This is a genomic window from Paraburkholderia tropica, assembly GCF_914484835.1.
Taxonomy (GTDB): domain Bacteria; phylum Pseudomonadota; class Gammaproteobacteria; order Burkholderiales; family Burkholderiaceae; genus Paraburkholderia; species Paraburkholderia tropica_A.
Genome location: NZ_CAJZAR010000081.1, coordinates 47,449 through 62,070, shown reverse-complemented (window position 1 = coordinate 62,070; position 14,622 = coordinate 47,449). Strand labels below are relative to the sequence as shown.

The window sequence follows — 14,622 nt, the reverse complement described above, 5'->3', positions numbered from 1 at the left end:
GCGGGCGCGGCAGCAGCCGGGGCCGGTGCGGGCGCGGCGGCTTGCGCAGGCGCGGCGGCCGGGGCAGCGGCCGGTGCAGCAGCGGGAGCCGCGGCAGCGCCGGCGCCTTCCAGCACGAGGACGAGCACGCCTTCCGAGACGTTGTCGCCGACCTTGACCTTCACTTCCTTCACCGTGCCCGACGCCGGGCTCGGCACGTCCATCGTCGCCTTGTCCGACTCCAGCGTGATGAGCGATTGCTCTTTCTCGACGGTATCACCCGCCTTGACCAGCACCTCGATCACAGGAATGTCCTTGTAATCGCCGATGTCCGGCACTTTGACTTCGATCGCTTGACTCATTGTTAGTGTCTCCGGGGCCGCACAAAACGCGCCTCCCCGCTTCGGGGAGGCGCGCATGCCATGCACAGGGGGTGATGCGTTAGACGGTCATCGGGTTGGGTTTCGACGGATCGAGGTTGTACTTGGCGATCGCTTCGCCGACAACCTTGCGCTCGATCTTGCCTTCGTCCGCGAGCGCGTTGAGCGCCGCAACCGTCGTCCAGTAACGATCGACTTCGAAGAAGTGACGCAGCTTTTCACGCGTGTCCGAACGGCCGAAACCGTCGGTGCCGAGCACCACGAACTTGCGCGGCACGAGGCCACGGATCTGGTCGACCAGCGCGCGCACATAGTCGGTCGAAGCGATGACCGGGCCTTCCGTGCCCTTCAGCAGCTTCTCGACGTGCGATTCGCGGCGCGGCTCGCTCGGGTGCAGCAGGTTCCAGCGCTCGACTTCGTGGCCTTCGCGGGCCAGTTCCGTGAAGCTCGGGACGCTCCAGAGGTCGGCTTCGACGCCCCAGTCGTTCTTGAGCAGGTCGGCGGCAGCGATCACTTCGTTGAAGATCGTGCCCGCGCCCAGCAGTTGAACGCGCGGGCCCTTGGCCTTCGCGTCCGCCTTGCGGAACGAGTACATGCCCTTGATGATGTCGGCGGCCACGTGCTCGCCCTGCGGAATCGCCGGGTGCTCGTAGTTCTCGTTCATCACGGTGATGTAATAGAACACGTCTTCCTGGTTCTGCACCATGCGGCGCAGACCGTCCTGCATGATCACGGCGAGTTCATAGCCGAACGTCGGGTCGTAGTTCACGCAGTTCGGCACCGAAGCGGCCCACAGGAGCGAGTGGCCGTCTTCGTGCTGCAGGCCTTCGCCGTTCAGCGTCGTGCGGCCCGCGGTGCCGCCCAGCAGGAAGCCGCGCGAACGCATGTCGCCTGCGGCCCACACCAGGTCGCCGATACGCTGGAGACCGAACATCGAATAGAAGATGTAGAACGGGATCATCGTCTCGCCGTGCGTCGAGTACGACGTCGCGGCTGCGATCCAGTCCGACATGCCGCCGGCTTCGTTGATGCCTTCCTGCAGGATCTGACCGGTCTGCGATTCCTTGTAGAACATCAGCTGGTCGGAATCTTCCGGCACGTACTTCTGGCCGTCCTGATTCCAGATACCGATCTGGCGGAACAGACCTTCCATGCCGAAGGTACGCGACTCGTCCGGCACGATCGGCACGACGCGCTTACCGAGCGCCTTGTCCTTGAGCAGGATGTTCAGGATCCGCACGAACGCCATCGTCGTGGAGATCTCGCGGCCTTCGCCCGTGCCCTTGAGCAGCGGCTCGAACGCGTCGAGCGCCGGCACCGGCAGCGACTCCGCCTTCTGGCGGCGAGCCGGCAGGTAACCGCCGAGGTCCATGCGCTTCTGGCGCATGTATTCGAGTTCCTTCGAGCCTTCCTCGAACTTGAGGTACGGCACGTCGACGATCTGCTCGTCGGTGATCGGCAGACGGAACTGGTCGCGGAACTTCTTGAGCTGATCCACCTGCATCTTCTTCTGCTGGTGGGTGATGTTCATCGCCTGACCGGCTTCGCCCATGCCATAGCCCTTGATCGTCTTGGCGAGGATCAGGGTCGGCTGGCCCTTGGCGTGCTGGGCCTGATGGAACGCCGCGTAGATCTTGTGCGGGTCGTGGCCGCCGCGGTTCAGGTTCCAGATGTCGTCGTCGGACCAGTCGGCGACCAGCGCCTTCAGTTCCGGCGTGTTGAAGAAGTGCTCGCGAACATACGCGCCCGACTCCGACTTGTACGTCTGGTACTCGCCGTCGACGACTTCCATCATGCGGCGCATCAGCGCGCCCGACTTGTCGCGTGCGAACAGCGCGTCCCAGCGCGAACCCCAGACGACCTTGATGACGTTCCAGCCGGCGCCACGGAACTCGCTTTCGAGTTCCTGGATGATCTTGCCGTTGCCGCGCACCGGGCCGTCGAGACGCTGCAGGTTGCAGTTGATGACGAACACGAGGTTGTCCAGACGCTCGCGGCCGGCCATGCCGATCGCGCCGAGCGATTCCGGCTCGTCCGTTTCACCGTCGCCGAGGAAGGCCCAGACCTTGCGGCCTTCGGTCTTCGTGATGCCGCGCGCCTGCATGTACTTCATGAAGCGGGCCTGGTAGATCGCCATGATCGGGCCGAGACCCATCGAGACGGTCGGGAACTGCCAGAAGTCCGGCATCAGCCACGGGTGCGGATACGACGAGATACCGCCGCCGTCGACTTCCTGACGGAAGTTGTCGAGCTGGTTCTCAGTCAGACGGCCGAGCAGGAACGCGCGCGAGTAGACGCCCGGCGACGAGTGGCCCTGCACGAAAATCAGATCGCCGCCGTGTTCGGCGGAGGGCGCGTGCCAGAAGTGGTTGTAGCCGACGTCATACAGCGTGGCTGCCGACGCGAACGACGCGATGTGGCCGCCCACGTTCGTGTGCTTGCCCGCGCGCAGCACCATCGCCATGGCGTTCCAGCGCGTGTACGAGCGGATGCGGTGTTCGATGTCCTGGTCGCCGGGGTTCTTGGCCTGGTTGGCGACCGGGATGGTGTTGATGTACGGCGTGTTCGCCGAGAACGGCAGATGCTCGCCGTGCACACGGGCGAATTCGATCTGCTTTTCGATCAGGTAGTGGGCGCGGTCGGGACCGACGGTCGAAATGACGCCATCGAGCGCCTCGAGCCATTCGGCGGTTTCCTGGGGATCCTCGTCCTTGTCGGCGGCAACGTACTTCAGGACTTCGTCGGGTACAGCGGACATGCTCGTCTCCTGGATGTAGGGGAACGCTGTTGATCGGACCATGCGGGCGACGACGCCCAGACGTAACCGGGCCGACCGCAGCAGCTTTGCGGGCGATTGTAATGACGCCCCCCGAACTCGCGCAAGGAAATTTTCGAATCGCGAGATGACATTTCATAATGCGATAAATTGTTGCAGCGCACGCTGAATCGTTCCGGCCCCTGCGCCTATATCGACCAGTTTGGACCGGTTTATCTGCGATTTAATGCTTTTTTCACGGCATTTCGGACTGTTACGCTGAGCTACAATCCTTGCCATGTTGACCGAACGGCTTTTCGCACGCTCGGCGCGGCCGCCCGGTTCGCCCGGCGAGTCGTCGCCATCTCGCTGGCACCACGGACCCTGGTGGTCGAACTCCTATTTGTTGACGCCGCTCCTGTCGATCCTCGTTTTTCTGATCGTCATGAGTCTGATCCTGTGGAGCCTCAACCGCCGCGAGCAGCAGCAGCAGGAAGACACGCTCTATCGCAACGTGGCCTGGGCGCAGCAGCAGATCCGCCTCTCCATGACGGGCGCGCAAGAGCAATTGCAGGCGCTGGCGCGCGATCTTGTCGCGGGCCATAACGATCCGCAGTCGTTCCAGGTGTCCACCACGGACATCATGCAGGGCCATCCCGAGATCCTTTACCTGAACTGGTATACGAGCCAGCAGGAGCCGCGCTGGCCCAATACGGCCATGCCGGTGTTCGGTCAGCGCCTTGCCAAGCCCAACGACTCGCAGATGGACGAAGCCGTGAAGGCCGCGTTCGCCGAGGCGCGCTCCACGCGCCGCCAGGTCTATTCGCCGCTCATTTACGACGACGTCGGCAACGGCTACATCACGCTGCAAACGCCGGTATACCGCGATCGCGAATTTCTTGGCTCCATCGCGGCCGTGTTCTCGGTCGAAGGCATCCTGAAGCACGACATCCCGCCCGAGCTGTCGGCCAAGTACAAGATTTCGATCCTCGACGCCAACAACCGCGAGCTCGCCACCACCTCCACGCGTCCGCGCCTGCCGCGCGACGTCTATTACGATCTGCCGCTCGATCCGCCGGGCCAGGGCGTCTCGGTACGCGTCTATTCGTACCCGCAGATGACCAACTTCACGAACAACACGCTCGTGTGGCTGGTCGCGGGGCTGTCCTGCTTCGTGCTGTGGAGCCTCTGGAGCCTGTGGAAACACACGCGCCAGCGCTTCGAGGCGCAGCAGGCGCTCTACGCGGAAGCGTTCTTCCGCCGCGCGATGGAAAACTCGGTGCTGATCGGTATGCGCGTGCTCGACATGCACGGCCGAATTACGCACGTCAATCCGGCCTTTTGCCGCATGACCGGCTGGGACGAAAGCGATCTGGTCGGCAAGACCGCGCCGTTCCCCTACTGGCCGCGCGACAGCTACCCGGAAATGCAGCGCCAGCTCGACATGACGCTGCGCGGCAAGGCGCCCTCCTCGGGTTTCGAACTGCGCGTGCGCCGCAAGGACAGCTCGCAGTTCCACGCGCGCCTCTACGTCTCGCCGCTGATCGACAGCTCGGGCCGCCAGACCGGCTGGATGTCGTCGATGACCGACATCACCGAACCCAAGCGCGCGCGCGAGGAACTCGCCGCCGCGCACGAGCGCTTCACCACCGTGCTCGAAAGCCTCGACGCCGCCGTGTCCGTGCTGGCCGCCGACGAAGCCGAGCTGCTGTTCGCGAACCGCTATTACCGCCATCTTTTCGGCATCCGCCCGGACGGCCATCTGGAACTCGCGGGCGGCGGCGGTTTCGATTCGTCGAGCGCCTCGTCGGACTCCATCGACATGGTCGACGCCTTCGCCGGCCTGCCCGCCACGGCGCTCACCGAGAGCACCGCCGACGCGCAGGAGATCTACGTCGAAAGCATCCAGAAGTGGTTCGAAGTGCGCCGCCAGTACATTCAGTGGGTCGACGGCCACCTCGCGCAGATGCAGATCGCGACCGACATCACCACGCGCAAGCAGGCCCAGGAACTGGCCCGCCAGCAGGACGAAAAGCTGCAGTTCACGAGCCGCCTGATGACGATGGGCGAAATGGCCTCGTCGCTCGCGCACGAGCTGAACCAGCCGCTCGCCGCGATCAACAACTATGCTTCCGGCACCGTCGCGCTGGTGAAATCGGGCCGCGGCGCGCCGGAGAACCTGCTGCCCGCGCTCGAAAAAACCGCGCAGCAAGCCGTGCGTGCTGGCATGATCATCAAGCGCATCCGCGAATTCGTGAAGCGCTCCGAACCGAAGCGCCAGGCCGCGCGTGTCGCCGACATCGTCGCCGACGCCGTGGGGCTCGCCGAGATCGAAGCGCGCAAGCGCCGCATCCGCATCGTGACCGACATGCGCTCGCGCATGCCCGTGATCTACGTCGATCCGGTGCTGATCGAGCAGGTGCTCGTCAACCTTTTGAAGAACGCCGCCGAAGCCATGGCCGACGCGCGTCCGAACGCGATCGACCCGGTGATCCGCGTGATCGTGAAGCGCGAAGGCGGCCACGTCTGCATCAGCGTGATCGACCAGGGCCCGGGCGTGGACGAAGCCACCGCCGAGCGCCTGTTCGAACCGTTCTACAGCACCAAGTCCGACGGCATGGGCATGGGGCTGAATATTTGCCGCTCGATTATCGAATCGCATCGCGGGCGTCTTTGGGTGGTCAACAACGTCGAAGCGGACGGCCACATCAGCGGCGCCACGTTCCATTGCAGTCTGCCCATCGGCGAATCCGACCATCCCTCGCGGGACGGACGTGACGAGCCGACTCCACAAACCGTTACGGGAGAGCCATGAACAGCCCAGTCACCACCCAGGAAACCGTCTTTGTCGTCGACGACGACGAGGCCGTACGAGACTCCCTGCGCTGGCTGCTCGAAGCGAACGGCTACCGCGTTCAATGCTTCACGAGCGCGGAAGAATTCCTCGAGGCGTACCAGCCCGCGCAGCAAGCCGGACAGATCGCCTGTCTGATTCTGGACGTGCGCATGCAGGGCATGAGCGGGCTCGAGCTTCAGGAGCGCCTGATCGCCGACAACGCCTCGCTGCCGATCATCTTCGTGACGGGCCACGGCGACGTGCCGATGGCCGTTTCCACGATGAAGAAAGGCGCGATGGATTTCATCGAGAAGCCGTTCGACGAAGCCGAACTGCGCAAGCTGGTCGAGCGCATGCTCGAAAAGGCGCGCAGCGAAAGCACCAACGTGCAGCAGCAGCGCGCGGCGGCCGAACGCCTGGGCAAGCTCACGGCGCGCGAGCATCAGGTGCTCGAACGCATCATCGCGGGCCGCCTGAACAAGCAGATCGCCGACGATCTGGGCATCAGCATCAAGACCGTCGAAGCGCACCGCGCGAACATCATGGAAAAGCTCAACGTGAACACGGTCGCCGACCTGCTCCGTCTCGCGCTCTCCAACAAGCCGCAACAGGCGCCGCAGCAGTAAGAACAAGCGGCAGCACTGATCCCCACGGCGCGCCGCACCGGCCCCGCTCATGCGGCGCCGCGCGGCGCGCGAGTCTATTTCTCCGCGTTTTTCCTTCCAGAATCGGCCGGCGATCCGTCCTGCCGCGACAAGTCACGCCCGTCGCGCGGGTATAATGTCGGCCTCCGCAGCGGCGCCCGTTTTCGCACGATCTTTCAGACGAAAGTTCGTTCGAACGCCGCGACGCAGGATTCGCCTCGTTTGCGCCCCGCCGCTCGCCCCGGCGGTCACGCTCCTCGCCTTGCCCTAATCGATTCTCGACCGACCATGACTGCCACTCTCATCGACGGCCTCGCCCTCTCCAAGAAACTGCGCGCCGACGTCGCCACGCGCGCCGCCGCCCTCGCCGCACGCGGCCATCAGCCGGGCCTCGCGGTCGTGCTGGTCGGCGACAATCCGGCGAGCGAGGTCTACGTGCGCAACAAGATCAAGGCGTGCGAGGACAACGGCCTCTATTCGTCGTACGACCGTTATGCAGAAACGCTCCCGGAAGCCGATCTGCTCAAGCGCATCGACGAGCTGAACAACGACCCGAAGATCCACGGCATCCTCGTCCAACTGCCGCTGCCCAAGCACATCGACAGCCACAAGGTGCTCGAAGCGATCGCGCCCGAGAAGGACGTCGACGGCTTCCACGTCGCCAACGCCGGCGCGCTCATGACCGGCCAGCCGCTGTTCCGCCCCTGCACGCCCTACGGCGTGATGAAGATGTTCGAGGAATACGAGATTCCGCTCGAAGGCGCGAACGCCGTGGTGATCGGCCGCTCGAACATCGTCGGCAAGCCGATGGCGCTGCTGCTGCTCGAAAAGGGCGCGACGGTCACGATCTGCCACAGCAAGACGCGCGACCTCGCGAAGCACACGCTCGACGCCGACATCGTCGTGGCCGCCGTGGGCAAGCGCAACGTGCTGACCGCCGACATGATCAAGCCCGGCGCGACCGTGATCGACGTGGGCATGAACCGCGACGACAACGGCAAGCTGTGCGGCGACGTCGACTTCGCGGGTCTGAAGGACAAGGCCGGCTTCATCACGCCGGTGCCCGGCGGCGTCGGCCCGATGACGATCACCATGCTGCTCGTCAACACGATCGAAGCCGCGGAGCGCGCGGCCGGCGTGTAAGGCTGCTGTTGGCGACGACGTTGGCATTGCGCGTTACAACACGACGCCGCACGCATCGAGACTTAAAAAGCCCCGGAAATCCGGGGCTTTTTTACGCCCGGCGCCCGTCTGCGCCCGGCTGCGCGCCGTTTGGCGAGTCGGGATTACGCCGCCGCGCACCGACTTCTGCTAATTTGCTCGCATGACCCGGTTGGAAAGCGCGCACTGCGCCCCAATAACCGATCTATCGAACCCACAGCCGGGGCGCGCGACATCGCGCGGCGCCCCGAATCGATTAACCGCGACAGAAGGAACAGGACGCACCATGGCAACGACATCCTCCGATAATCCGCTGCTCGACTTCTCCGGCCTGCCGCGCTTCGGCGAAATCCGCCCTGAACACGTCACGCCCGCCCTCGACGTGCTACTCGCGAACGCGAACGCCGCCGTCGAACGCGCCGCGCAACCGATGACGCCTGCGCAATGGAGCGACGTGGTCGAACCCGTCGAGCGCGTCACCGAGCCGCTCTCGCGCGCCTGGGGCGTGATCGGCCACCTGAACGCCGTCGCCGACACGCCCGAGCTGCGCGCCGTCTACGGCGAGAACCTGCCGCGCGTGACCGAGTTCTGGTCGAGCGTCGGCCAGAATCTCGCGCTGTACGAGAAGTACAAGGCCATCACGAATCACAACTCGTTCCAGCTGCTCACGAGCGAGCGCAAGAAGATTCTCGACAACGCGCTGCGCGACTTCCGCCTCTCGGGCGCGGAGCTGCCCGAAGACCAGAAGCCGCGTTTCGCCGAGCTGCAGGAACGTCAGGCCGCGCTCTCGAAGTCGTTCTCGGATCACGTGCTCGACGCCACCAACGCCTACGCGTTCTACGCGAAGGACGAGAGCGAGCTGGCCGGCCTGCCCGACGATGTGATCGCCGCCGCACGCGAAGCCGCCGAGCGCGATAACCAGGAAGGCTGGAAGTTCACGCTGCATTTCCCCTCGTATTTCCCGGTGCTGCAGTACTCGGAAAACCGCGCGATGCGCGAAACGATGTACCGCGCCTACGTGACGCGCGCCTCGGAACTCGGGGCGGTCTACGGCGGCGGCAAGCCCGAATGGGACAACACCGCGATCGTCGACGAACAGCTCAAGCTGCGCGCCGAAGAAGCGAAGATGCTCGGCTACAACAACTTCGCCGAAGTCTCGCTCACGCCGAAGATGGCCGAATCGCCGGCACAGGTCATGAGCTTCCTCGAAGACCTCGCCACGCGCGCGCGTCCGCACGCGGAAAAGGACTGGGCGGAGCTGCGCGAATTCGCCGCCAGCGAGTTCGGCCTCACGCAACTCGAGCCGTGGGACATGGCGTTCGCCGCCGAGCGTCTGCGCCAGAACCGCTACTCGTTCTCCGAGAACGAAGTGAAGCAGTACTTCCCCGAAGACTTCGTGCTCCAGGGCCTGTTCAAGGTCACGGAGACGCTGTTCGGCGTGCGCATCCGCGACGACAGCGCGCCGGTCTGGAACAGCGACGTGCGCTTCTTCCGCGTCGAAAACACCGACGGCACGCTGGTCGCGCAGTTCTATCTCGACCTCTACGCGCGCGAAGGCAAACGCGGCGGCGCATGGATGGACGACGCGCGCTCGCGCCGCAAGCTCGAAGCGAACGGCGTGCAGACACCGGTCGCTTATCTCACCTGCAACTTCTCGGCGCCCGTGGGTGGCCGTCCGGCCTGCTTCACGCACGACGAAGTCATCACGCTGTTCCACGAGTTCGGCCACGGTCTGCATCACATGCTCACGCGCGTCGATGAACTCTCGGTGTCGGGTATCAACGGCGTGGAATGGGACGCGGTCGAACTGCCCTCGCAGTTCATGGAGAACTTCTGCTGGGAGTGGGACGTGCTCACGGAGATGACTTCGCACGTCGACACGGCCAAGCCGCTGCCGCGCGAACTCTTCGACAAGATGCTCGCCGCCAAGAACTTCCAGAGCGGTCTGGGCACGCTGCGCCAGATCGTGTTCTCGATGTTCGACATGGCGCTGCACGTGGACTTCGACGCCTCGAAGGGCAAGACCGTGAACGAGCTCGCACGCGAGATCAACGAGCGTTATCACGTGATTCCGCAGGCGCCGTTCTCGCGCTGGCCGAACACCTTCAGCCATATCTTCGCGGGCGGCTACGCGGCGGGCTACTACAGCTACAAATGGGCCGAAGTGCTGTCCGCCGACGCCTACGCGGCGTTCGAGGAAGCCGCGCAAGCCGCGAAGTCGAGCGTGCTCGACGCGGCCACCGGCACGCGCTATCGCAAGGAGATTCTGGAAGTGGGCGGCAGCCGCCCGGCGATGGAATCGTTCAAGGCGTTCCGCGGCCGCGAGCCGAGCATCGACGCCCTGCTGCGCCACAACGGCATGGAGCAGCCGCCGGCGCAGCATTAAGCCGAAGCTTCGCGGCGCTCAGCGCTGAAAAGCAAAACCGCGCACTTCGGTGCGCGGTTTTTTTATGGGCGCTCGATGGAGACACTCGCGCGGCTGCGTTGCCCTACGGAGTTCAGCGATGCAGTTTGAAATCGACGCTTTCAGGCCGCCCTTCGAGCGTGAGCGACGCGCGCTGCGCGGGTTGCCGGCTCACCACCCTGCCCCGGCTCACGACCGCGAGCCGCGCGGCGCGCAGGCGAATCGCCTCGATCGGATCGCGCGCATCGAGCACGACGAGATTCGCGGCGCAACCGGGCGCGATGCCATAACCTTCGAGCCCGAGAATCTTCGCGGGGTTGACCGTCACCGCGTCGAAACACGCGCGCGTCGCCTCCACGCCCGTCATCTGCGCGACGTGCAGGCCCATGTGCGCGACTTCGAGCATGTCGCCCGAGCCGAAGCTGTACCACGGGTCCATCACGCAATCGTGGCCGAACGCCACCGTCACGCCCGCCGCCATCAACTCGGGCACGCGCGTCATGCCGCGCCGCTTCGGATAGGTGTCGGCGCGCCCCTGCAACGTGATGTTGATCAGCGGATTCGCAATCGCCGCCACGCCCGAATCGCGGATCAGCGGAATCAGCTTGCTCACGTAGTAGTTGTCCATCGAATGCATCGACGTCAGATGCGAGCCGGTCACGCGCCCTTGCAGGCGGAGGCGGTGCGTCTGCGCCGCGAGCGTTTCGATGTGACGCGAGAGCGGATCGTCGGATTCGTCGCAATGCATATCGACGCGCAGGCCTTTTTCCGCAGCGAATTCGCAGAGCAGGCGCACGGATTCCGCGCCATCGGCCATCGTGCGCTCGAAGTGCGGAATGCCGCCGACCACATCGACGCCCATCGCAATCGCGCGCTTGAGATTGTCGAACGCGCCCGCGCTGCGCAGCACGCCGTCTTGCGGAAACGCCACGAGTTGCAGATCGAGATACGGTGCGACGCGACGCTTCACTTCGAGCAGCGCCTCGACCGCCAGCAGCCGCTCGTCGCAGACGTCGACATGCGAACGGATCGCCAGCAAGCCGCGCGCGACGGCCCAATCGCAGTACTGCAACGCGCGCTCGACCAGCGCTTCCTGAGTGAGATGCGGCTTCAGCTCGCCCCACAGCGCGATGCCTTCGAGCAGCGTGCCCGACGCATTCACGCGCGGCAGCCCGTAAGACAGCGTGGCGTCCATGTGGAAATGCGCGTCGATGAACGGCGCGCTCACGAGCATCCCGGCTGCGTCGATTTCCTCGCGCGCCTGTGCATCGATACGCGGCTCGACGGCCACGATGCGCGCCGACTCGATGCCGATATCGACCGTGGCATGGCCGGCGGGATGCGCGTGCGCGAGCACCGCGCGGCGAACGATCAGGTCCATGGTGAGGCTCCTGGGTGGCGTCTTGTTGTGAGCCCGATGCGGCCTGCGCATCGCGGCATGTGTCCCGATTCTATCGGCGCCAGAAATGCGGTGCCATCCGTACACTCGCGCACAACTGTACTGAAGTGATCCATTTTTGCGACAACTGTCCGCGCGCTGTGCCCGATCCGTATCGTGACACTTGCGCCGCACCGTACCTGTACAGCACGGTACACACGCCTATACTCGTTCGGACCTTACCTCTTTCTCAATGGCAGATGATGAAAACGATCGGCGTGATTGGCGGCATGAGCTGGGAGTCGTCGGCGGAGTATTACCGCCTGCTCAACAGCTATACGAAGGCGCGGCTCGGCGGCCATCACAACGCGCGCAGCCTGATGGCGACCGTCGATTTCGCGGATATCGAGGCACTTCAGCGCGCCGGCGACTGGGATGCACTCGGCGTGCAGATGGCGCAAGCGGCCACGCAACTCGAACGCGGCGGTGCAGGCATCGTGCTGCTCGCGACCAACACGATGCATCGCGTGTGCGCGTCGATCGAAGCGGCCATTTCGATTCCCTTCCTGCATATCGCGGACCCGACCGGCGCGGCGCTGCGCGCGGCGGGCGTGACGCGCGTCGGCCTGCTGGGCACGCGCTATACGATGGAGCACGACTTCTACGCGGGGCGGCTGCGCGACGTGCACGGCATCGAGGCCATCGTGCCCGACGAGGCGGCGCGCGCGGACGTGCATCGCATCATCTACGACGAGTTGTGCCACGGGAATGTGAAGGCGGAATCGAGGCGGGTTTATCAGCGCACGATCGACGCGCTGGCCCAAGCGGGCGCGCAGGCAGTGATACTCGGCTGCACCGAGATCACTCTGCTGATACGTGCTGAAGATTCCGCGCTGCCCGTGTTCGACACCACGGCGCTGCATGCGCAGGCGGCGGTGGATTGGGCGTTAAAGGAAGCTTGATCGGAAGACACTTGGCGCCGTACTGATGCGGCGCCAAAAAGGAACCCAAAAGAGGAATGCAAAACGGAAGCCACAAAGGATAAAGCCCGCACGATTTGCATCGTGCGGGCTTTGAGAATCCTTGGTTGCGGGGACAGGATTTGAACCTGTGACCTTCGGGTTATGAGCCCGACGAGCTGCCAGACTGCTCCACCCCGCGTCCGTCAGAGAAAAGAATTATAGGACCATGATCCCGTTACGTCAACACTTTTTTCATCATCGTGTTGAGCGTCGAATCTCGCGGCAATCTTTGAGCGCAATTTGATTCGGCATCCGAATCAAATTGGCGCGATGAACGAACAGCGTTTCAAGCCGCCTCGTCGTCTACGATCTCGCGCAATTCCTCGGCCCACGCGAGCCATGTTGTCTGCGTGTGAATACCGGCCTTGAGAATCGCATACTGCAATTGCTGGGCGCGCGTGAGGTGCGCCGCGCCGAAGTCGCGCCGCTCGATCTCGCGATACGTCTCCAGACGCGCACGCGCCTCATCGATCAAACGCCGCAACTCTTCGCCGAGACCGAGCGGACCAATCACCGCATCGGCGCGCAGCTTGAGCAGGAACACATTGCGATCGTCCACGCTGAGCCGCGTGTCGCGTGCCCAGCGCATGACTTCCTCGCGTCCCACGGGCAACACGCGATAGATCTTTTTGCGCGACGCGGCCGCGCCCTCCTCGCCTTCCTCGACCACCGCCACCCAGCCCGCCGAGACCATGCGGCCCAGCTCGCGGTAGATCTGCTGATGCGTGGCCTGCCAGAAATAGCCGATGGCCCGGTCGAAGCGCCGGGCGAGGTCGTAGCCCGACGACGGCTTTTCGAGCAGGGCAATGAGGATGGCGTGCGGAGTCGACATGCGGCGATTCTAAACCACGCCCCCTGCCTCGCCGCCCTGGTTCCGTCCCGAATAAGCCTCGAATTACAGCACTATGCAACTGGTTGCATAGTGCTGTCGCCTTTGCTATGTTTAGCGCTGTCGGCCCGTGAAGCATCACGCACGAGCACAAACCATCACGAACAACACGACAGCGCCCGCTGCGGGCCGCCGTCATCATCAAGGAGATATGGGATGTCCCTGCCCGCCGTGCTGCGCCGTGGCCTGTCGATTCCGGTCGTCGGCTCGCCGCTTTTCATCATTTCGAATCCCGATCTCGTGATCGCGCAGTGCAAGGCCGGCGTGGTCGGTTCCTTCCCGGCGCTCAACGCCCGTCCCGAACACGTGCTCGGCGAATGGCTCGACCGCATCACCACCGAACTCGCCGAGTACAACGCGAAGCATCCCGACCGCCCCGCCGCGCCGTTCGCGGTGAACCAGATCGTCCACAAGTCCAACGACCGGCTGCAGCACGATCTGGGCGTGTGCGCGCAATACAAGGTGCCGATCGTCATCACCTCGCTGGGCGCGCGCGAGGAAGTGAATCAGGCGGTGCATAGCTGGGGCGGCATCGTGCTGCACGACGTGATCAACAACACGTTCGCGAAGAAGGCCATCGAGAAAGGCGCGGACGGCCTGATCGCCGTCGCCGCCGGTGCGGGCGGCCATGCGGGCACGCTGTCGCCGTTCGCGCTCATTCACGAGATCCGCGAATGGTTCGACGGCCCGCTGCTGCTCTCGGGCGCGATCGGCAACGGCAATGCGATTCTCGCCGCGCAGGCGGCGGGCGCGGACCTCGCGTACATCGGCTCGGCCTTTATCGCCACGCAGGAAGCGAACGCCGTCGAGGCCTACAAGCAGATGATCGTCGATAGCAACGCGGCCGATATCGTCTACTCGAATCTGTTCACCGGCGTGCACGGCAACTATCTGCGTTCGAGTATCGTCGCGAGCGGCCTCGACCCGAACGCGCTGCCGGAATCGGATCCCACGGCGATGAATTTCGGCTCCAACCGCGTGAAGCCCTGGAAGGACATCTGGGGCTCGGGCCAGGGCATCGGCGCGGTCAAGAGCATCGTGCCCGCCGCCGAACTGATCGCGCGTCTGAAGCGCGAATACGACGCGGCGCGGGCGCGAATCGGCGTGATGTCGGCGAGCGAAGCCGAAGCGCCCGCCGCCGTCTAAATCACGACACGCGACTCACGCGATGAAA

Annotated in this window: 10 protein-coding genes and 1 tRNA gene; 6 read left to right on the top strand and 5 right to left on the bottom strand. The window is 64.5% G+C overall.

Going from position 1 to position 14,622, the window contains the following annotated elements; genetic code table 11:
* Together LDO54_RS31305 and aceE are read right to left on the bottom strand one after the other, a co-directional pair.
* The coding region (locus LDO54_RS31305) for a biotin/lipoyl-containing protein (protein WP_290371169.1) at positions 1–341 on the bottom strand (341 nt) is incomplete at its 3' end.
* Positions 342–420: 79 nt separating this feature from the next.
* Positions 421–3,117: a pyruvate dehydrogenase (acetyl-transferring), homodimeric type gene (gene aceE / locus LDO54_RS31300; protein ID WP_224015367.1), complete on the bottom strand. Its 2,697-nt coding sequence runs from the start codon at positions 3,115–3,117 to the stop codon at positions 421–423.
* 295 nt (positions 3,118–3,412) lie between these two features.
* Between aceE and fixL the strand changes: the two genes are divergently transcribed.
* From fixL to LDO54_RS31280, 4 genes are all read left to right on the top strand, one after another.
* Positions 3,413–5,929 carry an oxygen sensor histidine kinase FixL gene (gene fixL / locus LDO54_RS31295; protein ID WP_224015365.1) on the top strand — a complete coding sequence of 839 codons (2,517 nt, stop codon included), beginning with the start codon at positions 3,413–3,415 and terminating at the stop codon, positions 5,927–5,929.
* On the top strand, positions 5,926–6,576 hold the full coding sequence (gene fixJ / locus LDO54_RS31290; protein WP_224015363.1) for an oxygen response regulator transcription factor FixJ: 651 nt from the start codon (positions 5,926–5,928) through the stop codon (positions 6,574–6,576). The genes fixL and fixJ overlap by 4 nt, the downstream gene beginning before the upstream one ends.
* A gap of 306 nt (positions 6,577–6,882) precedes the next feature.
* The gene (gene folD / locus LDO54_RS31285; RefSeq protein ID WP_224015362.1) at positions 6,883–7,737 is read left to right on the top strand and encodes a bifunctional methylenetetrahydrofolate dehydrogenase/methenyltetrahydrofolate cyclohydrolase FolD; all 855 of its coding nucleotides are present in this window, start codon (positions 6,883–6,885) and stop codon (positions 7,735–7,737) included.
* A 304-nt stretch (positions 7,738–8,041) separates the two neighbouring features.
* Positions 8,042–10,141, top strand: a complete 2,100-nt coding sequence (locus LDO54_RS31280) for a M3 family metallopeptidase (protein ID WP_224015360.1) — start codon at positions 8,042–8,044, stop codon at positions 10,139–10,141.
* Between the two features lie 112 nt (positions 10,142–10,253).
* Here the strand turns inward: LDO54_RS31280 and LDO54_RS31275 are convergent, their stop codons facing one another.
* On the bottom strand, positions 10,254–11,540 hold the full coding sequence (locus tag LDO54_RS31275) for an amidohydrolase family protein (protein ID WP_224015358.1): 1,287 nt from the start codon (positions 11,538–11,540) through the stop codon (positions 10,254–10,256).
* A 260-nt stretch (positions 11,541–11,800) separates the two neighbouring features.
* On the opposite strand from LDO54_RS31275, the gene LDO54_RS31270 reads away from it, so the two are divergent.
* Positions 11,801–12,499: an aspartate/glutamate racemase family protein gene (locus LDO54_RS31270; protein WP_224015375.1), complete on the top strand. Its 699-nt coding sequence runs from the start codon at positions 11,801–11,803 to the stop codon at positions 12,497–12,499.
* Between the two features lie 122 nt (positions 12,500–12,621).
* On the opposite strand, the gene LDO54_RS31265 is transcribed toward LDO54_RS31270, so the two are convergent.
* Positions 12,622–12,698 (bottom strand) — tRNA-Met (locus LDO54_RS31265).
* A gap of 147 nt (positions 12,699–12,845) precedes the next feature.
* The gene (locus LDO54_RS31260) at positions 12,846–13,391 is read right to left on the bottom strand and encodes a PadR family transcriptional regulator (protein WP_224015356.1); all 546 of its coding nucleotides are present in this window, start codon (positions 13,389–13,391) and stop codon (positions 12,846–12,848) included.
* Between the two features lie 213 nt (positions 13,392–13,604).
* Between LDO54_RS31260 and LDO54_RS31255 the strand changes: the two genes are divergently transcribed.
* Positions 13,605–14,594 (top strand): NAD(P)H-dependent flavin oxidoreductase, encoded by a 990-nt coding sequence (locus LDO54_RS31255; protein ID WP_224015354.1) that lies wholly within the window; start codon positions 13,605–13,607, stop codon positions 14,592–14,594.
* Positions 14,595–14,622: the final 28 nt, after the last annotated feature.

Excerpts from the sequence above, each read along its gene's own strand:
- aceE (WP_224015367.1), bottom strand. The coding sequence starts at position 3,117 with ATGTCCGCTGTACCCGACGAAGTCCTGAAGTACGTTGCCGCCGACAAG.
- fixL (WP_224015365.1), top strand. The coding sequence starts at position 3,413 with ATGTTGACCGAACGGCTTTTCGCACGCTCGGCGCGGCCGCCCGGTTCG.
- fixJ (WP_224015363.1), top strand. The coding sequence starts at position 5,926 with ATGAACAGCCCAGTCACCACCCAGGAAACCGTCTTTGTCGTCGACGAC.
- folD (WP_224015362.1), top strand. The coding sequence starts at position 6,883 with ATGACTGCCACTCTCATCGACGGCCTCGCCCTCTCCAAGAAACTGCGC.
- LDO54_RS31280 (WP_224015360.1), top strand. The coding sequence starts at position 8,042 with ATGGCAACGACATCCTCCGATAATCCGCTGCTCGACTTCTCCGGCCTG.
- LDO54_RS31275 (WP_224015358.1), bottom strand. The coding sequence starts at position 11,540 with ATGGACCTGATCGTTCGCCGCGCGGTGCTCGCGCACGCGCATCCCGCC.
- LDO54_RS31270 (WP_224015375.1), top strand. The coding sequence starts at position 11,801 with ATGAAAACGATCGGCGTGATTGGCGGCATGAGCTGGGAGTCGTCGGCG.
- LDO54_RS31260 (WP_224015356.1), bottom strand. The coding sequence starts at position 13,391 with ATGTCGACTCCGCACGCCATCCTCATTGCCCTGCTCGAAAAGCCGTCG.
- LDO54_RS31255 (WP_224015354.1), top strand. The coding sequence starts at position 13,605 with ATGTCCCTGCCCGCCGTGCTGCGCCGTGGCCTGTCGATTCCGGTCGTC.